The sequence below is a fragment of the Bradyrhizobium sp. USDA 4474 genome (genome assembly GCF_054057515.1).
This window is the reverse complement of record NZ_JBSRZJ010000002.1, coordinates 4,828,961-4,848,200: the sequence shown is the minus strand read 5'-3', so window position 1 is coordinate 4,848,200 and position 19,240 is coordinate 4,828,961. Positions and strand designations below refer to the sequence as shown.

The window sequence follows — 19,240 nt, the reverse complement described above, 5'->3', positions numbered from 1 at the left end:
CGACGTTGATGGTAGTTGGACTTCCCACATTGCCGTAGTCAACTGGACAAGCTGTCATGACAAACCGCGTTCCTCGGGCTTCATGAAACACCTAATCTCGGTGTCCATCAAACCGGCAACAGCTCTTCGCCTTCATCGAAGGCTTGTTTGCGGCGCGGCAATCAGGATGGAAGAGCGCATTGCCTCGCCCTAATTGTTACCGGATGCTGAGCCGTTGCCTCACGTAAATTGCTCCCTTGGATCGGGAGCGAGCGGGGGCGAAGATGGGGTGGCTAAGCATGGCAACGCGGAAGGAACTGACGGCGGCAGCAGGCGCGCGCTATCGGCGTTCGGATCGCGCGAAGAAGACGCGGATATTGGACGAGTTCGTCGACATCACCGGATTCCATCGCAAGCATGCGATGCGACTACTTCGAGGTCAGGAAGACGCGCGCCCAAGCCGAAGGGCGCGACGTCGAATGTATAATGAGGTAGAACACAACGCGCTCGTGCTCCTTTGGGAGGCGTCAGACCGGATCTGCGGGAAGCGGCTGAAGGCGTTAATGCCTGCGTTGATTGAGGCGATGGAACGGCATGGCCACCTCGACCTTGCCCCCGAGATCCGCGACAAACTTTTGGCAATGAGCGCTGCGACGATCGACCGCGCATTGGTGCGGGTCCGAGAAGGATTAGGTCGCAAGCGTCGGCGGCACGCGACGCACTCGTTGCGTCGCAGTGTTCCAATAAGGACGTCGGCAGATTGGAATGATCCGGCGCCTGGATTCGTCGAGGCCGACCTTGTCGCGCATAGCGGTCCATCTGCGCGCGGCAGCTTCATCCAGACCCTCGTGCTCACCGACATTGCTACCGGCTGGACGGAGTGCGCTCCTCTGATCGTGCGCGAACAGACGCTGTTGAGCACGGTCCTGACGGAATTGCGCAAACAATTGCCTTTTGCGCTGCTCGGCTTCGATACTGACAATGATACGGTGTTCATAAACGAGACGCTGAAAGCCTACTGCGAGGCGGCCAACATCGTCTTCACGCGCTGCCGGCCCTACCGAAAAAATGACCAGGCGTTCGTCGAGCAGAAGAACGGCGCCGTCGTGCGCAGGATAGTCGGCTATCGTCGGTTCGAGGGCCTGGAAGCGGCCAAGCTGCTGGCTGAACTCTATCGATCGGCGCGGCTGTTCGTGAACTTCTTCCAACCCTCGTTCAAATTGATAGCCAAGCAGCGCGAAGGTGCCCGTGTACGCAAGACATACAGCGCGCCGGCTACACCACACCAGCGCCTGGCAGCGGACGCCCGCACGCCTGACGCTGTCCGCCATCATCTCCAAGAAATCTATGCCGCTCTCGATCCAGTCGCGTTGTTGCGCGACATCCGCGACGTGCAGGAGCGCCTCGCGGCCCTCGCTGATACCCAACCAATCGGCCATCCTGCTGTGGCATCGCAACCGATCGATCGCTTCCTGGCAAGCTTGCGCACGGCCTGGAAGGACGGAGCCATGCGACCGACGGATCGGCCACTCGTGAAGACGAAAAGAGGCCGACGTCGTCCCGACCCGCTGATCCGGGCAACGCCAGATTTGCGAAAATGGTTTGACGCTGAGCCTTGGCGGACTGGCAGCGAACTGCTCTCGCGCTTGCAGATGGAATATCCTGGAGCCTATCCGAAGAAGCTTCTTCGAACCCTTCAACGTCGGCTGAAATCCTGGCGCAGCGAGCAAGCGAATGCGCTGCTGTTCGCTCCTAGCGAGAAAACGCCGCCAGGGTACGAGGTCACAACACCCCAATGACGTGCGAGGTACCAGCGGAGGAGGCCGGGCGCTCCGAAACCCCGGCCATCTCCGCACCCGGCCTCCTCCTCAACTCAGGCCAGGAGCAAAATAAATGAGGCAACCGATCGCACCCGGGAGCATCAGTACATGAGGCAATACGGCTTCCCATCCAGATTGTCGCGCTATACTTGTTCAATCGAACCCGGCTTCACTCCGCCATCGGATATACCGCCCCGATCGAGATCGAGCTAAAGACTGCGAACCCTATCCGCTCATTTGGGGGAAGATCAGTCTTCGCGAATCGGTGCTGCGACGCTGGGTGGATAAGCTCCGGCAGGAGCCGGCATCGGCGGCGTGGCGCCCCCCCACGCAGGCGACGCCGATGGCGGCGGACCAGGCTTCGGAGATCGCACGGCTGGGCCAGGAGAACGAACGGGTCCGCATGGAGCGCGACATTTTAAAAAACCGTCTAGCACAGCGGCGCGCCTGTGCGGCTTAGAAACAGCCTTGTATACCCTCCCGGCTGGGAGGGTAGCGGCCGGTTGATTATTGGAGGCTCACCCCCCCCGTTAAAAAGATGGTCCATGGGTGCATGCGGACTTGAGAGTGGTGACGCTGCTTCGACAGCGATCCCGATTAGGAAGATGACGATTGGCATAGCCCAGACGCTCCTACTCACTCATTGATTGGAGGATTGCCATGCCCAAGAGGACGACCGAAGCCCGACCGGAACTGAAGCTGATCGACGTCGGGGCCGCGGCCATCGACATCGGATCAAGGCTGCATAGGGCTGCGGTTAACCCCACCGATTCTAACGACGCAGCTGTGCGCTCTTTTGGCACATTCACCCAAAACCTGCATGATCTGGCAGATTGGTTCAAAGCCTGCGGCGTGACGAGTGTCGCGATGGACTCTACCGGATCAATTGGGATCCCCGTCTACGAGATTCTGGAGCAGCGCGGGTTTGATGTGATTTTTGGTCAATGCGCGCTACGCCAAGAACGTTCCTGGACGCAAGACCGACGTCAGCGACGCTGCGTGGCTGCGCGAGCTTCATTCCTCTGGCCTCTTACGTGGCAGCTTCCGATCCTTCGATGAAGCGGAAGCTCATGTCCGGGTTCCGGCGAAGATCGCGATCGACTTCCTAAGAAACAGCCAGTTTCGCGTCTCAACCTCCGAACTGCACTCTACGGAGTGCCGGCGTCGATCTGACCGGGATCCATGGATTTCTACCACAGCTGGCATTGAACTTTGTAAGCTTGTCGGCGAGTGTGGCACCGATCTGAGGGCCTGGCCGAGTGCTAAGCACTTCACTTCCTGCCTCTGCCTTGCACCCGGCAACAAAATCTCCGCGGCAAGGTTCCCGGAATGGTCTGGAATTCAAAACCTAGCGACTTGGCACCGCGTCGAAGGTTCGCAAAAATGCGGCTGCGGTATTGTTGCTCATAGCCGGTTGGCACCTGGATCCCTGTAGCTCATGCCGTGCCGAAGAGTGTTTAAAAATAGAACTGTGATCGTCCCAGCGGTCGCTGTCACCGCTTTTGACTTACCCCCATGTGACGATAGTCGGCGATAGAATGCGTCGCTACGTCCGACGGTCGTTGCTGCCAACCGCAACAGTGCGGCTGCCCCACTAGGATCTCCGTGTCCGCGACGAAAGCAATCTTCGCTTAGTAGACGTCGTAAAGTTCCAGCGATTGGGTCACGCGAGGACATGTTCGTGTCGATTGTTGCCTACCAGTGCCGCGCGGATCGTCTCGATGGATGAACTCAGCCTTGGCCGATCGAGCAGATGGTGCGTCCGAACTGAAGGTGGGCGTGTTGACTTGCTTAGCCTTGTGCGTAGCTTGGGTCGCTTCCCGGCCAGCTTTTGCGCCCTTACTGTTCAGTGTAGCGATCAGGACTCGAGCTTGCGAGCGCAGTCGAGTTAATCTGCAGCTCCATCATGGGTATCCGCGCCATCATGGCGGCGCCGCGCAGTGTGCGCACTACCGACCGCCGTCATGACCTGCCGACCGCCTGGAAGCATCGCGCGTGGACGCGATGTCAAAGCGAATGGCTTCGGCAGCTTGACAGATGCCGCACTAGCTGCAGATCATCCGGAAGCGTCTCGAAGGCCACTCGCAACTGCCCCCCCGTTTCGAACCGGACACCGGCGTTAGCCGGAGGAGCTAGGTGTGGAGCCTCAAGAGGTTGACCTCAGTCAGACCGAGGCGGCTGATCGGGGTTTGTGACTTTATACCACCATGAGGCCGGTGCCAGTTGTATCGATGCAGCCAGATCGGCAGCTCTTGGGCGCGGCGATTGGAGGTTGGATAGGCTTTGGCATAAGCCCATTCCCGTAGTGCGGTTTGGATGAAGCGCTCTGCCTTGCCATTCGTTCTCGGCGTGTAGGGTTTGGTGCGGATGTGCTTGATGCCCAGGTCGCGGCACGCCTCGCCGAAGGCGTGAGATCGGTAGCAACCGCCATTGTCGGTCATGACGCGCGTGACGGTGACCCCAAGGCCTCCATAATAAGCCACAGCCGCCTTGAGAAAAGACACCGCGCTGTCCACCGTCTCGTCCGGTTTGATCTCCGAGAAAGCGACGCGGGAATGGTCGTCAATGCAGACGTGGACGAACTCCCAGCCGACGCCTCGGCTCCTGTTTGGACCACTTGAATCGCCGGTGATGCGATGACCAACCCGCTCGAAACGCCCGAGCTTTTTGATGTCGATGTGAATGATCTCGCCTGGAGACTCACGCTCATAACGGCGCTCCGGCTCGGCCGGTTCAAGATCGCGGATCCGGTTCAAGCCCAAACGACGAAGCACTCGGCTGACCGTGGCTGGCGACACCTTGACCTCGATTGCGATTTGCTGGCCGGTGTGGCGCTGCCGGCGCAAGGCCTCGATGGCGGTGCACGTGGCCGGCAGGGTTTGGCTCGGCGATGAATGAGGTCGAGACGAGCGGTCGAGCAAGCCAGCCACACCGTTCTCGCGGAAGCGCTTGACCCATTTGGCGACCGTCTTCGGCGTCGTGTTGAAAAGGTCAGCCGCGCCGGCCTGGCTCAACCCACCCTCGACTACGCTTCGCACCATCGCCTCTCGACCTTTGGGCGTCAAAGGCGCATTCTTGTGGACGTTCATCTGGTCTTTCCTTGGAACACTGAAGCTTCGCAACCTCAGCTTCCTCGGTTCAGACCAGATGGACAACCTCTTGAGAGACCACAGCTAGGCCTAGTCCTAGGAGCCTGTCTGAGTATTTCGTTGCCGTATCGATCTGATCGCGATTCAATTTTTGAATGAAGACATTTCGCCCTAGGGATGTTGACCAAGACTGGCTGCTCCCACCCTCGCTAGGCGAGTTTGTGCCGGCCGATCATATCGCTCATTTCGTCCGCGATCTGGTTCGGCACCAACTTGACCTAACCCCCTTTCGAGTTACGACGACGATCGTGGATACGCGCCGTACCACCCGGGTGTGATGGTCGCTCTGCTCCTATATGCCTATACACAGAGCGTTTATTCGTCGCGACGGATCTCCCGGTGCTGTGAGGAGCGTCTGGATTTCATGGCGTTAACCGCTATGAACAGACCGGACTTCCGTACCATTAGTGATTTTCGGAAGCGTCATCTCTCCACTTGCGGATCTGTTTCTGCAAGTTCTCCGACTGTGCCGCGCAGCGGGCTTGGTGAGCCTCGGCCACGTCGCTGTCGATGGCACGAAGTTGAAGGCGAATGCCTCCCGTCACAAAGGCGATGAGCTATGCCCGCATGCGGCAAAGTGAGAGCGAGCTGGCATCCCAGATCGCCAGCTGGTTCGAAACGGCAGAGCGCCATGATGGCGTAGACGACGCCGAACATGGATCATGTCGAGGCGATGAGATGCCTGCGTGGATCAAAACAAAACAAGAGCGTCTTGATCGCATTCGAATGGCGAAGACGGTACTCGAAGAGGAGGCGAGGCGCGACGCAGGGATGGTCGACCCTAACGGGCCTGGACCATCTTCTGGAATGCGGACTTATGGGCGACCCAATCGCTCGCTTGACTGAAAACCACCCGAGAGAGCGCAGCGCAACTTCACCGATCCAGACAGTCGTATATTGCCCACGAGAGATGGATTTATTGCGGGGTACAATGGTCAACTCGAGGTTGATGCGGAAAGACAAATCATTGTCTCGCACCGCTGATAACGAACAGCGGCGAAGTTGATGGACTGATCCCACTGATTGACGCTACGAGGGCAGCATTCGGACGGAAGCCAATCGAGATTTCGGCGGACAATGGGTTTGCGAGCGAAGCTAAGGCTCTGGCTGAGCGAGGTATCAGCGCCTATTTGGCCTGCCGACGAGGTCGGCGCCGGGATGTGCCGAAAACAACATGGAGGCGGCTCAAGAAGCAGTCGCGGATGATGGCAATGGCAGCCAAGCTTAAACGCGGTGGCTATCGGAGTCGATATCGGCTGAGAAAGCAAGTGGTCGAGCCAGTGTTTGGACAAATCAAACAGGCGAGAGGTTTTCGTCAATTCTTGCTGCGAGGGCTCGACAAAGTGCGGTGTGAGTGGGCGTTGGTTTGCACTGCCCACAATCTTCTTAAACTGGCTGGCGCCCGCTAATCTCAAACGGGCGCGATGCAAAAAATACGACCTCTCTCCTCCGCGTACGCTAAGGCATTACTCAGACGGGCTCCTATAGGCATCCTATGTCCGACACGTTTTCGAAGGTGGAAGTCATCACCGGCGTTGCCCGGCGGCGGCGGTTTACGGCGGAGCAGAAGCTTTTGGTCGTCAACGAGACGCTGCAACCGGGCATGTCGATCAGCTATGTTGATCGTCGCCATGGGCTCTCTCCGAGCCTGGTCTTCCGATGGAGACGGCTGATGAGTGAAGGGGGCGAGGAAGCGGTGCGGACCGACGAGAATGTGGTCGCCGCGTCCGAGGTCCGGCGGCTGGAGGAACGGGTTCGAGACCTCGAACGCCTGCTGGGCCGCAAGACCATGAGATCGAGATCCTCAAGGAGGCTCTTGATCTTGCACCGGTAAAAAAAACCGACCTTGCTGTCGCGATCGCAGGCACGGGAGGATACCCGTGAAACGGATCACAAAGACCCTCGGGGTGGCCCGTTCCAACCTGATTGAGCGAGCGGGTGGCAAGCGCCCGAAGCGTGGTCCCCAGACGCGCGCCGGGGATGCGGAGCTCACGTCTGATATCCGTCGCCTGGTGGATAGCCGCCCAAGCTATGGATACCGGCGGATCGCCGCGCTCCTCAAGCGCGAGCGGCGATCCGCCGGTAACGATCCTGTCAACGCCAAGCGCGGCTACCGACTGATGAAGAAGAGCGGCTTGTTGCTGGCCCGGCATACAGGGCGCCGCACCCGCGGGCCCATGACGGAACGATCATGACAAGCCGCTCCAACGAGCGTTGGTGTTCGGAGGCCTGGAGTTCACCCGCTGGAATGGGGAGATCGTGCGGGTTGCCTTTGCCCTGGACAGCCACGACCGCGAGGTCATGAGCTGGGTGGCCACAACGGCTGGGATCTCCGGCGAGATCATCCAGGACATGATGGTCCACTGTGTCGAACAGCGGTTCGCCGACATCCGGGCTCCGCGCAAGGTGCAATGGCTGACCGACATGGATCCATCTTCGCCGCCTATCCTACCCTTGAGATTGCCGCCGCCCTGAACCTCGAGCCCTGCTGCGTGTTCCAGCCGATCGTGATCACCGTTTCCAGCCGATCGTGATCGCTATTTCCAGCGATCATGATGGGGGACAACCAGGAGGCGTCCACCGCTGACAGTCTGTAACCGGGGTAGCTCGGTCTTTTGCCCAACCGCAGAGGATCGAGATGCCTACAGAGAGACTGTCCATGCGCCACGTTCGCGAAGTTCTACGCCTGCACTACAGCGTCGGCATGTCGCAGCGCGCCGTTGCCCGCAGCCTCGGTCTGGCCCAGGGCACGGTCAGCAAGTACCTCAATCGAACCCGCCGCGCCGGCCTGACCTGGCCGTTGCCGCCCGAGCTGGATGACGACGTCCAGCTCGAGAACCGCTTGTATCCGCCACCCTCCGATCGGCCCAGCGACGAGCGACCGCAGTCGGATTGGACGCTCGTGCATCGCGAGTTGCGGCGTCCGAACGTCACGCTGATGCTGTTGTGGGAGGAGTATTGCGACGCAAACTCCGACAGCTTCAGCTATTCGTGGTTCTGCGAACGCTACAAGGAATGGGCCGGCCGCCTCAAGCCGACCCTGCGCCAGGTTCATGTCGCCGGCGAGAAGCTGCGTCGACTATTCCGGCCACACCATGGAGGTAGTTGACGGGCTCAGCGGTGAGGTGCGCAGCGCGCAGATCTTCGTCGCTGTGCTCGGCGCCTCGAACTACACCTACGCTGAGGCCAGCCTCAGCCAGAGCCTGCCGGACTGGATCGGCTCCCATAGGGCTTTTTGCTTTTTCGGCGGTGTGGCCCGGCAGACGGTGAGCGACAATCTGAAGGCCGGCATCACCCGGGCCTGCTTTCACGAGCCGATGGTCAACCGGACCTATGCCGATCTCGCCCGCCATTACCGTACCGCCATCATGCCGGCACGGCCGTATCGGCCGCGCGACAAAGCCAAGGTCGAAGTCGGGGTCCAAATCGTCGGGCGATGGATTCTGGCGCGCCTGCGCAACCGCCGTTTCTTCTCGCTCGCCGCCCTCAACGAGGCGATCCACGCGCTGCTCGTCGATCTCAACAATCGACCGTTGCGGAGCTGGGGGCGAAGTCGGCGCGAACTGTTCGAGGAGCTCGATCGTCCGGCGCTCACGCCCTTGCCAGATGAACCGTACGAGTATGCCGAGTGGAAGCGCTGCCGGGTCAAGCTCGATTATCACGTCGAGATCGCCAAGCATTACTACAGCGTCCCTCACAACCTCGTGCATCAGGAGGTTGAGGCTCGCGTCACCCAAAAGACCGTCGAGATCTTCCTCCGCGGCAAGCGGGTGGCCTCGCATCTGCGCAGCACCTTGCCGCATCGCCCGACCACGGTTCCCGAGCATATGCCGAGCTCGCATCGCCGCTATCGCGACTGGACCCATGAGCGCATTCGTTCCGAAGCCGCCAAGGTCGGCCCCGACGCCGACACGCTGATCGACGTCATCCTGCGGTCGCGGCCGCATCCGGAACAGGGCTTCCGTTCGGCCATCGGCATTCTTAAAGGGCATGATGTTTTCAGCGCTCAAACCCGGTGGAGAGGACCGGTCGTCCGGATTAGTCTGTCCAAGCCGGGATAGGGGCGCTGGAGCACGAAACGGTGGCAGGCCGCCATGACCATGAGCTGTGAGCTCGCTTTGTTACTTGGCCGCCCCTACGACTTGCCCGGCTGCGCTGCGAGCGCGGATCCGTAGATGTCGTGCAAGCCACTGGCTCCTGAGACAAAGGAGAAGCAAGCATGCAAATCGTCGGCATGGACATCCACCGATCCTTCGCCGAAGTGGCGATCCTGGAGGACGGAACAATAATCCGACAGCTCCGCGTTGATCTCGTCCACGATCGGCTTGTCGCCTTTGCCAAGACACTCAGCCTCGAGGATGAGGTGGTCATCGAGGTAACGGGCAACAGCGCGGCGGTCGAACGTATTCTGCGCCCGCACGTTAAGCGCGTCGCGGTCGCCAATCCGAGGCTCGTTCGGGCGATCGCCTATGCGCGAGTCAAAACGGACAAGGTCGATGCTGGGACCCTGGCAAAGTTGCATGCTGCTGGCTTCTTGCCGGAGGTCTGGGTGGCTGACGAGGACACCTACAGCCGCCGGCGCCAGATGGCCGAGCGCGCTGGCGTCTTGGCGCAGATCATCCGGATTAAAGGACGAATGAAGGCTATCCTGCATGCCAACCTCATCCCGCCCTACAAAGGCTATCTCTTCGGCAAGCACGGACAGCATTGGCTGGACAGTCTGCCTCTTCCATCGGAGAAGCGTGCGATGCTCCAGCGTCTTATCACGGAACTCGAACGCGTGACGAAGCAACTATCGGAAATCGACAAAGTCGTGGCCCAACAGGCTTTGGACGATCCACGGGCTCTCAAGCTGATGACGATCCCCGGCGTGAGTTCGGTCGCCGCATCGAGTGTACTGGCCTCCATCGGCGACATCGCACGCTTCCAATCACCGGATAAGCTCAGCAGCTACTTCGGTTTGACCCCTCGAGTTCGGCAATCGGGAGAGCATCCGCCAAGGCATGGTCGTATCTCGAAACAGGGCAATCGTGACGCCCGCAAGATGCTGGTTGAAGCGGCCTGGTCGGCCAAGACGGCGCCCGGGCCGCTGCGGGCCTTCTTCAATCGCATGCAAAAGAAGCATGGGGCTGGAGTCGCGGCCGTCGCCACGGCACGTAAGCTCGCAGTGATGATCTGGCACGTCCTGAGGACCGGGAAAGATTATGCTTACGCACGACCGGCGTTCACAGCGATGAAACTCCGGAAGGTGGCACTCAAGGCTGGAGCGCCTCGTGCCTATGGCAAGGCTGGCCCGGGTCGGGACTACTGGATCAAGGAACTGCGTGAGCGGGAAGCTGGCTATGTCGCACGCGTCGAGCAGGCGTACGAGCGGATGGTGGCGGCCTGGAAGGAGAAGCCAAAAAAAGTGGCCTTGAACTGACGATAGGGCTTCTCAACACCATCGGTGGTCAAGCGCTACGGCCAGGAACGCGTCGACGCCGCCTGCGCCCGTGCCCTTCTGCTCAACGCCCGTTCCTACAAATCGGTCGCCGCCATCCTCAAGAACGGCACCGACAGAACCGCTCCTCCCACCGAGGGGCGCCCATCCTCTTCCACGCCAACATCCGTGGCCGCAGCTACTACAACTGATCAGGAGATCATCGTGCTCATTCACCCCACTGTCGATCGCTTGCGCGCCCTCGGTCTCGCCGCCATGGCCGATACCCTCGTCGAACTGCAGAACAATCCCGAGGCGGCCGAGATGCCGCACGCCGAGTGGCTCGGCCTCCTCGTGGATCGCGAGGTCACCGCCCGCGACAACCGCCGCCTCACGCGCCGCTTGAGCAGTGCCAAACTCCGTCAAGCTGCCGCCATCGAGAACGTCGACTATCGCACCGCTCGCGGCCTCGACCGTTCGCTCTTCCAGAACCTCGCCACCAGCCAATGGATCCGTGAGGCCAACCACCTGGTCATTGTCGGCCCAACCGGCACCGGCAAGTCCTGGCTTGCCTGTGCGCTCGGCAACAAAGCCTGCCGCGACGGCTTCTCCGTCCTCTACAAGCGGGCATCCCGCCTGTTCGCCGATCTCGCTCAGGCGCGCGGCGAAGGCCGTCTGGCGCGCCTGATCGCCGCGCTTGAGCGTGTCAATCTCCTCATCCTCGACGACTGGGGACCTGAACCGCTCACCGCCGACCAGCGTCGTGATCTGCTTGAGATCGTCGACGATCGCTACGACAAGGGATCCTTATTGATCACAAGTCAGGTCCCCGTGTCGCAATGGCATGACGTCATTGCCGATCCCACTCTCGGTGACGCGATATTGGATCGCATCATTCACAATGCGCACCGCCTCGAGCGCAAAGGCGACAGTCTACGGCGTCAGGCTGGCGAAAAGAAAAAACCGTGAGCACCTCGCGCACGATCGCCCCGCCGGCCCACAGGCCCCTCCCGCGCGCGTCGCTACGTCGCTCGTGGGGGCACTCCGCGCCGCGCACGGGGCCCTCCCATGGACCGCCGGAACGATCTTCGAACCAACCCGCCAGCCTTGACGAGGAGGACATTTCCAGCACACATAAATCCGTCAGCCGTGTTCGCCTCCGTCCTGATCACGATCACTGGAATCCGTGATCACCATCGCATGGAACACCTGATCACCATCCCTGGAATGCGCAGCCTGCTTCACGCCGCTCGAAAGCCCCGAGAGCAACGGCATGGCCGAGGCGTTCGTCAAGAGCTTCGAGCGTGACTATGTTCGTGTGAACCCGATCCCTGACGCGAGCACCGCCCTGCAGCGGATCGACCAATGGATGGAGGATTACAACTCAGAACACCCGCACTCCCGGCTGGGCTACTGCTCACCGCGGGAGTACATTGCATCACTCAAACCAGCCGAGTGTCCGATCTGACGGGGGCAACTCCACTTGGTGACGTCCTCGACGATGTTGAGGATGCGGAAGCGTCGCCATTGGCGAACTGGTCGTGGACGAAGTCCAGCGGGCATTTGGCTTGGCTTCGATCACGACCGGCCCACGGCCTTGCGGCGAGCCCGCCGCTTGCGGACGGTGAGCCCTTCCTCGCGATAAAGCCCAGTAGATCCCGCCCTCGCGCCGCAGCAGGACGAACAGGCGGCGATAGCCGAAACGCCTCTCGTTGGCGAGATCGCGCAATCGGCCACGCAGAACTGCCTCTGGCGGGCGGCCGGAGCAATAGCGAATCATTTTCTGACGGCCACCACAATCGAGCAGGCCCGCCGTTCCGACAGGCTCATGACGGACTGCAGATGCGCGACCGCTGCGCGCTTGCCGGCGGGCCCTGCTATTTTTGAAAGGAGCACGCGAAGTGCGACTGCATCGAGCACCTGCTCGGCCAAAAGCTTCTTCAGCTTCCCCGTTCTCCTCCTCCGGGGCGCTCAACCGCTTCGTTTTGGAGACGTCATGCTGCCGAATTTGGCCATTCCAGTTGTGGATTGTCGCCTCGGAGATCCCGTGCTTGCGAGCCAGATCGGTCGTCTTCGCCCCGGCCTCATGCTCCTTCAGCACCCTGATAATCTCCTCTTCCGTGGACCGTGCTCGCTTCATCTGTCCGTCCTTCTTCGGGCCGGACTCTAACTCCTTTGGAAGGAATACTCAGTGGCAGGTCACCCCCAGCGTATCACGACGATTGCGGGTCGGGATGCACCAGCGGATCGAGGTCTAGCTTGCCTTCTGCCCCAGCTCCATAGTTTAGCATCTACCCGCTGTAACATGCATGATGGCTTCAATTGTAGGATGGTCTACGCCCGATTGACAATTGCGCCTGGACGGTATGCGGCGAACTCCCCCAAGACGCGAAATGGCTGCTAACTACGGCTGGGAGTGGAGCCACCCTGCGGGTTACGGGATCGAAGCATAAGTTCATTGTCTCGACCGTGCAAACAAGATTGCCGGTGCTTTCGAGGCGATGAAACAGATGGAACCGCTTGCTGTCGTAAGCGATGAGGCATGTAAAGATTTCGACGGGCGCGCCCAACCGCAGTTCGCGAATATAACAAACATGCGTTTCTGTCAGGACGAACTGAACACCCAGTGCCAGGCCGCTGTTGTCCTTTGCCCGGCGCCAGATTTCACCACTGGCGAGATCGGCTATGCGTTGGTAGGTCAGAAAATTGACGTGCTCGAGCTGGTCCAACCAGTCTTTCTTGACAATCCCGTCCCACGCCTTAATCCATGCCATGCTTCGCTCCTGCAAGGCTAGCCCGCACACGCTCCAAGGCGGAGCGGATGCTCACCACGCCAGCATTGCGCAAGGCCATGAGCCCCGCCTGCCCTTTCGCACCGATCCCGTTGGAGACCTCTTCGGCATATGCCTGCAGCAGCGCCTCGCCTGGCTTGAAGTCCGAAGGCGCAGTATAGCTGTCTAAGTCACGACCGATGCTCTCCACGAGCTTCTTCCATTGAGACGGATCGCTCTTCCCGAGATACAAAGAAGAAGAGACGCCCATTGCTGCCCAGCGGATAGCTGGACCTGCCGCAATGGCCTTATCTATCCCTTCAAGATCGGCCACCCCTTGCGACATCATGAAGAGAATTTCTTTGAGAACGGCATATTGGACACGATTGCCGATGTAACCCTCAATCTCCCGGTCTAGCTCGACCACTTCGCTGCCGGTCGATTCGTAAAATGCAGTCGCGCTATCCGCTGCCTGTCTAGCTGCATCGCCTCCGGCAATCTCAACAAGTGGAATCAGAAAAGGCGGATTGAACGGGTGGCCGACAAGAATGCGCTCCGGATGCCGCGCGCGCTTTCTCAACTGTGAGGCAAGAAAGCCGGAAGAACTTGACGCGATGACAACATCAGACGGCACAAGCGCATCAATTTCTGAAAGCAAGTGTATTTTCGCGTCGATGTTTTCGGGAGCGCTTTCCTGCACAAAATCGGTACCTTTCAATGCCTCTTCGAAATTAGCAGTAAAGGAAACCCGAGAAGTCGAGGCGCCGGGGGACATGCCCAACTCCGTGAGCGCAGGCATAGCCGTCGCAAGACTTTCTTTGAGATAGTTCTCTCGGTCCGCGGCTTGGTCGTACACCACGACATCAAGCCCTGCCCGCATGAAGTGCGCCGCCCAACCAGCTCCGATCACGCCGCCGCCAATACAAGTGACCCTGGTGATCTTGCGCGCGCGCGACACTTTAGATTCCGACATTCAATTTACTCCAGTTTGAAACCGCGGCAAGCTGGCGAGGAGTCGCTAGCCCAGCTGCTTTAGTGCTGAGGCGGACCTTCGTTGGCAGCACTGGACAGAGCCATGAAGCTTGCGCAGTCAGGGAATCATAATCGAGTTTGACGCCTATTTCCTTTAATCCGGGCGGATAACCGGCTGAAATTCTTCATGCGCTTGAAAGAATATGAAGGGATTCATATCAAAACATCTCGATCCTGGGTGAAGTGACTCAAAAAGCGGCGGCGCGATCCATCCGGCTCGGTCTTGCCGCGGAACCATTTCACTGCAACCGTTGCAAGCAACGGGGCGCCGCAACGGCCGGAGCCATTCATTCTTTTGAATGAAGTCGCAACTGCAGGCCAAGGCCCACTGGGGTTCGACGCTGGCTGCGACGCTGGCAAACCCAAGGATCACTAGCGTACGATTGGAGCTAAATCACTGGCCCAGGTACTCGCGCTTCAAGTGCTTTTGGTCCAACCGTTAAGATACAACCGTCGTGGTTGAGACTTGAGATCACGCGGAGCGGCTTGTGCGAATTTGAACTGATGCGTCACGGTGCGTAGAAACCGAGGTTGATCTGTGAAATTTCCCGAGAGATTCGACTTCAGCAAGTGCGGGGACTAAACATCGCCTAAGTATACTTATCAGGCGGACGAAGATGGATGCGGGCTGGTATGCGCACGACTCGCCGTCCACGAGAACCTCTCGTTCTCTCTGTGGCGGTTTTGCCTCGCACCTGTACGCGCAGTTGGCATTGAGCGGGCCGCTTGATGGCGGCCAAGGTCTGGAGCAAGCGCTAGCCGCAGCTCTCATCGACACCGCCGTCACTCCACAAGCTCTCCAACTAGTAACCGCCTGCGTCACATTATCCAGCAGCCATCCAGCTTTACCCATCAGGGCTGGTAGTGTCTTGAGCCTCTTTCGCCCTGTACTATGAAATTACTACTCGTCGGATAGCCTATGATGGAGCCAACAAGGAAGGACAACGCATCCTCTTAGGGCCGCGCCCGTTGTCATCAATCGAACGCGGAAACTGCGCCTCAGCATGTGCATACCTGTATTGACGGTGCGCCCAATCGATGATCGTAAATTTCGCGCGCATGCTGGACGGGCAGGCGTTGGTCTGAGATGCCGGCCACGCTGGCTTCCGCCACAGGCGCTGGCGATCGTCTGTCCGCGGGGTATCTATTGATGGCACTGAGCAGAGGCGCTGGCGTTAAAGTCAGCTCTCCAGAGCTCGCAAGCACCAGATTCTAGTGAGGGGAAAGCTCAAGATGATTTCCGAGATGTTAATGACCTGCAGGGGCAAAGGAGAAGGATATGGTGTGGAGTCTAGTCCGCATGTTCCGCTGAGCCCAGGACACCGCAAGACCAGGGCATGCCAAGTAGGTCGGATCCGCAGGATCATAGCGGACCCAACAGAGCGATTCCTGTTTGTCGAAGCTGGCCGGGAGAAAACACGATCTGCCAGCCAGCCTCGCCGATACCCGTAAAGTGGGGCCGTGCGCTCGAGGCCGATTGTCCATTTGCGCGGACTACGCGTTGTGGACGTTCCGAGCATCACTACGAAGTATCTAGCATACCAAAAGCCGCTCGCGGACAAGTAATAAAGTGATAGCAATGCGAAGTTCAACCCTTCCTCTCTTCGGTGTCAAGGTCGTCGATTTCGGCCAGTACATTGCCGGCCCAGCAGTTGCGATGATCCTTGCGGACTTTGGCGCCACTGTCGTGCATATCGACCCGCCAACAGGTCCCCTCTGGCATAGCCCGGCTAATGCGACCCTTAATCGAAACAAACTGATCGTCCAGATCGACCTGAAGAGTAAGCAAGGCGTATCCCAGGCGCAGACCCTCATCCGAGAGGCTGATATCGTGGTCGAGAACTTCCGCCCGGGGGTACTAAGGCGTCTTGGCATTGACTTCGCGGCCCTGCGGAGCGTCCGGCCCGACCTGATCACCGTGTCAGTTCCGGGATTTGCTTCGAACGACCAACTTCGTCGCGAGTGGCGCGCTTTTGAAGGGGTAATCGCGGCATCCTCAGGAGTGTTCACCAATATGGGTGTCAACCGCGTGCTGATGGGTGTCAATCCGTCTTTCTCGCCGCTGCCTCTGGCTTCAGCCTACGGTACGATGCTCGCGGCATCTGCCACGGTTCTAGCACTTCAAGCGCGGGAGCGCAGCGGGACTGGCGACCACATCGAGGTACCTCTTGCCTGCGCCCTCCTGGAGGGCCTCGCCTACAATTCCATCCACATCAAAGACCTTCCGCTCCGCTATAAGAAACGACGCGAGCGCGAGATCGACCGCCGGCGCGATGCAGGCATGCCGATGGATCTTTCTTACGAGTCTTCACAGGAGTTGCTCGATCCATTTTGCCGCAACTACAAATGCAAGGACGGGCGCATGTTCTATGTCGTTTGCCTAGGCCACAAGCATCATGCGAAGCGCTGCTTGCAAGTTCTCGGACTATACAACGAGCTCGTTGCCGAGGGTCTGGCAGAGGAGGTCGATTCCTATCTTCCGATCCGGGAATGGAGATCCGATCACTCGGTCAGCGTGTCTCCATTACCGAAGATCTGGGCCGACAAGATCGCCGGCCGTATGAAAACCATCTTCCTGACCCGAACCGCAAAGGAATGGGAGCGCATCTTCGGGAAAGCGCAATTACCCGGTGCGCCTCAGCGCTGGCTGCAGGAGTGGATCAGCGACGATCACGCTGAATGCGCCGGCCTCATGATCGAGGTCGACGATCCCGTATATGGGCGGATGATCCAGCCCGGGCCGATAGCGTGGTTGGAGGAAAGCGGGGAAGTGATGCTAACCCCGAAATCCAGGAAGTGGTGCGACTTCGATCAGGCACTCGCCGCGGTCTCGGCGACCCCATCTCGCACGCCGATGGCCCCGCTTGCGGAGACCCACGCAGCATGGCTCGACGGCGTACGGATCCTCGATTTAGCCAACGTGATCGCTGGTCCGCACTCCACGTACTACCTCGGCCGTTTCGGAGCGGAGGTTATCAAGGTCGACCCTGCGCGCCCTCTTTACGATTGCTCGAACACGGTCATCGTTGGCATGACTCATATGCGGGGCAAACGTTCGGTTCTGGTAGATCTCCGGTCATCAGGTGGCCGGGAGGTTTTCGACAGGCTGATAAAGTCTGTTCATGTCATCGTCTGGAATGCGACTGACCAACAGGTCAAGCGCATGGGGCTCGATATGGAGGGCCTGCAAGCGCTCAATCCGGCCGCAGTCTTCTGTCAGCTCGATTGCTTCGGCGGCGTCCGTCGCGGCCCCCGCAGCGACTACCGGGGTTATGACAACCTCGTCCAGGCGACAACGGGCATTATGCTGAGGTTCGGTGGTTCCGCAGACAAGCCTGAGGACCACGCGCACGACGGCACGATTGACGTGATGTCCGGGTTTGGGGCAGGTCTTGGCATTGCTGCCGCACTGTACCAAAAACTTAGGACCGGCCACGCAGGGCGAGCCCGGACTTCGCTCTCCGCAGTCTCCGGCCTCGCGCAGCTGCCATTCTGTTACGACTATGAACGGCGTGGACCCTTCGACGAACCTGCCGGTCCTGACGTAAGGGGCTATGATGCATTGACCCGCCTCTATGCGACGGCCTCCGGCCGCAGCCTTCTGCTCAGCGCCTTAGAGGGCGACGTGCCGCGCTTTGCGTCGATCGAAGGGCTAGAACGACTACCTGATGTACCGAAAGATGGTCGCGCCTCCTATCTCACAGACGCGATCGGCAAGACTTCCGCTGAAGAATGGTTGTCACGATTCAAGGCAGCCGACATCGGCGCTGCAATTTGCGAGGACATAGAGGCAATTCGATCTGCAAATTCCAAGCCGGCGGATCGTGCTTCGACTAGCGGACAGGGCAGTTACTCCTTCTCAATATTTGGTGACCATCCCAGCGGCCACGCGGTAACGCAGGTTGATCCGTATGCAATACGCTTGGCCGTTGGAAAGATACATCCACTGCCGCCCGCAGAAAAATACGGCGCCTCGACACGGCAAGTTCTGCGGTCACTGCAATATGCTGAAGCGGAGATAGACGGGTTGCTGGCCAGGGGAGCCATAAGCGAAAGCTGGAGTCGCGAATATTTGCCCAGCTGAGGAGGAGAGCCAGGACTAAAGCGCTTAGCGCTCGTTGTGCATCCAATACGAATGGGATTAAATGAGTGCGCAGGATGGCCTGACACCGCGCCCACCGCAAGGTAGAGCTCGCGAGTCTAGAGCGTCACATGTTTGAGCTGGGAAAATTCGTACCGTGAGATCGATTTGCAGTGTCCGAGTCTAGCGCAGGGCAATGGAGGCGAATAGCTCGGTGGGACAATGGCACGGCCAGCCGAGTTTGATCGGCAATGCAGCAGAGGATCTTGTTGCTTGGATCACACACAGGCCGAACGGAAGGAACGCGATTTCCCTGTAGATCTGTGGCGAGTCCACGATGCGCTCACGAGGAACGGCCGAGTCATGTCGGGGGCGCGAACCTCCGCAATTTACCTATGGGACACACATTTCCGACTGTTTCCATGCCAAGTTCGTGGAAATCCGGCGCCTTCGGGCGTCTATAGTCGATCCGTCACACGTTTGCGATCTGGACGTCTCAATGGCATTGAAAACAAAAGCTGTGTTGGAATCCTGGACTTTGATCGTGAGCCCGGTTGGGTCCGCGCGCGCCGCCTCTCGGCTTGCTGATGAGTCGGTCGGGACACTTACGGGTTTGCCGTCGTGATCAAGGTGCCAAAATCTACGGTGGACCGCACGATGAGCGGCGATCCAGCGCTCGTCCGACCCTACATTGCCGCTCCGCGTAGGCTAGTCGCGCAAGGCGCCGTGGCGATTGTTCGAGCTGCGGTTTTGCCATCGGCTATCAGGTTGAAGTTGCTGCTGCCGCGGACGTCCCTGTTATGATGTCGACGACAGCGGAGCACTTGCAGCTCAATGTCGGGGTCGTAAGCCCCAAAGAGAGCCACTTCGCCCGGAGTTTCTCGAAAAGCTGCGGATCGCGCGGCAAAGCCAATGCGAAAGTCCGGCGCGGAATGTGGGTCGCACCGCGAATCTCCAGACCGGAGCACCGGCTCCTTGAGAGGTCCAAA

The 19,240-nt window shown here is 59.5% G+C and carries 13 protein-coding genes and 3 pseudogenes; 12 read left to right on the top strand and 4 right to left on the bottom strand.

All coding sequences use genetic code 11. From position 1 onward, the window contains the following. The first annotated feature begins 263 nt into the window (after nt 1-263). A complete protein-coding gene (locus tag ACVW16_RS24630; RefSeq protein WP_456701585.1) occupies nt 264-1,778 on the top strand; it encodes an ISNCY family transposase in 1,515 nt (504 codons plus the stop codon). 681 nt (nt 1,779-2,459) lie between these two features. Further along, nucleotides 2,460-2,858, top strand: coding sequence for a hypothetical protein (locus tag ACVW16_RS24625; RefSeq protein ID WP_456705363.1), 399 nt, complete (start codon nt 2,460-2,462; stop codon nt 2,856-2,858). Between the two features lie 1,073 nt (nt 2,859-3,931). Here ACVW16_RS24625 and ACVW16_RS24620 read toward each other — a convergent pair. Then, nucleotides 3,932-4,888 carry an IS481 family transposase gene (locus ACVW16_RS24620; protein ID WP_456701645.1) on the bottom strand — a complete coding sequence of 319 codons (957 nt, stop codon included), beginning with the start codon at nt 4,886-4,888 and terminating at the stop codon, nt 3,932-3,934. A gap of 155 nt (nt 4,889-5,043) precedes the next feature. Between ACVW16_RS24620 and ACVW16_RS24615 the strand changes: the two are divergent. The 9 genes and pseudogenes from ACVW16_RS24615 to ACVW16_RS24575 form a co-directional block, all read left to right on the top strand. Next, a pseudogene (locus ACVW16_RS24615) lies at nt 5,044-6,357 on the top strand (transposase). 107 nt (nt 6,358-6,464) lie between these two features. Next, on the top strand, nt 6,465-6,782 hold the full coding sequence (locus ACVW16_RS24610) for a transposase (protein WP_456770590.1): 318 nt from the start codon (nt 6,465-6,467) through the stop codon (nt 6,780-6,782). Nucleotides 6,783-6,828: 46 nt separating this feature from the next. Further along, nucleotides 6,829-7,143, top strand: a complete 315-nt coding sequence (locus ACVW16_RS24605) for an IS3 family transposase (protein ID WP_456701643.1) — start codon at nt 6,829-6,831, stop codon at nt 7,141-7,143. A gap of 22 nt (nt 7,144-7,165) precedes the next feature. Further along, on the top strand, nt 7,166-7,423 hold the full coding sequence (locus ACVW16_RS24600) for a hypothetical protein (protein WP_456701642.1): 258 nt from the start codon (nt 7,166-7,168) through the stop codon (nt 7,421-7,423). Nucleotides 7,424-7,607: 184 nt separating this feature from the next. Continuing rightward, on the top strand, nt 7,608-8,057 hold the full coding sequence (locus ACVW16_RS24595; RefSeq protein ID WP_456701641.1) for a sigma factor-like helix-turn-helix DNA-binding protein: 450 nt from the start codon (nt 7,608-7,610) through the stop codon (nt 8,055-8,057). Next, on the top strand, nt 8,002-9,009 hold the full coding sequence (gene istA, locus ACVW16_RS24590) for an IS21 family transposase (RefSeq protein ID WP_456701640.1): 1,008 nt from the start codon (nt 8,002-8,004) through the stop codon (nt 9,007-9,009). Before ACVW16_RS24595 ends, istA begins: the two co-directional genes overlap by 56 nt. A gap of 173 nt (nt 9,010-9,182) precedes the next feature. Continuing rightward, nucleotides 9,183-10,370, top strand: coding sequence for an IS110 family RNA-guided transposase (locus ACVW16_RS24585; protein ID WP_456705171.1), 1,188 nt, complete (start codon nt 9,183-9,185; stop codon nt 10,368-10,370). Nucleotides 10,371-10,592: 222 nt separating this feature from the next. Next, the gene (gene istB / locus ACVW16_RS24580) at nt 10,593-11,336 is read left to right on the top strand and encodes an IS21-like element helper ATPase IstB (protein ID WP_456705170.1); all 744 of its coding nucleotides are present in this window, start codon (nt 10,593-10,595) and stop codon (nt 11,334-11,336) included. Nucleotides 11,337-11,604: 268 nt separating this feature from the next. Next, nucleotides 11,605-11,835: pseudogene (locus ACVW16_RS24575) on the top strand (integrase core domain-containing protein); the annotation flags it as partial. Nucleotides 11,836-11,849: 14 nt separating this feature from the next. Here the strand turns inward: ACVW16_RS24575 and ACVW16_RS24570 are convergent. The 3 genes and pseudogenes from ACVW16_RS24570 to ACVW16_RS24560 form a co-directional block, all read right to left on the bottom strand. Then, nucleotides 11,850-12,507 (bottom strand): annotated as a pseudogene (locus ACVW16_RS24570) (transposase); the annotation flags it as partial. Between the two features lie 178 nt (nt 12,508-12,685). After that, nucleotides 12,686-13,141: a thioesterase family protein gene (locus ACVW16_RS24565; protein ID WP_456701639.1), complete on the bottom strand. Its 456-nt coding sequence runs from the start codon at nt 13,139-13,141 to the stop codon at nt 12,686-12,688. Further along, nucleotides 13,128-14,111: a 3-hydroxyacyl-CoA dehydrogenase NAD-binding domain-containing protein gene (locus ACVW16_RS24560; RefSeq protein ID WP_456701638.1), complete on the bottom strand. Its 984-nt coding sequence runs from the start codon at nt 14,109-14,111 to the stop codon at nt 13,128-13,130. The genes ACVW16_RS24565 and ACVW16_RS24560 overlap by 14 nt, the downstream gene beginning before the upstream one ends. A gap of 1,638 nt (nt 14,112-15,749) precedes the next feature. Here ACVW16_RS24560 and ACVW16_RS24555 point away from each other — a divergent pair. Next, nucleotides 15,750-18,254: a CoA transferase gene (locus ACVW16_RS24555; protein WP_456763508.1), complete on the top strand. Its 2,505-nt coding sequence runs from the start codon at nt 15,750-15,752 to the stop codon at nt 18,252-18,254. Nucleotides 18,255-19,240 lie beyond the last annotated feature (986 nt).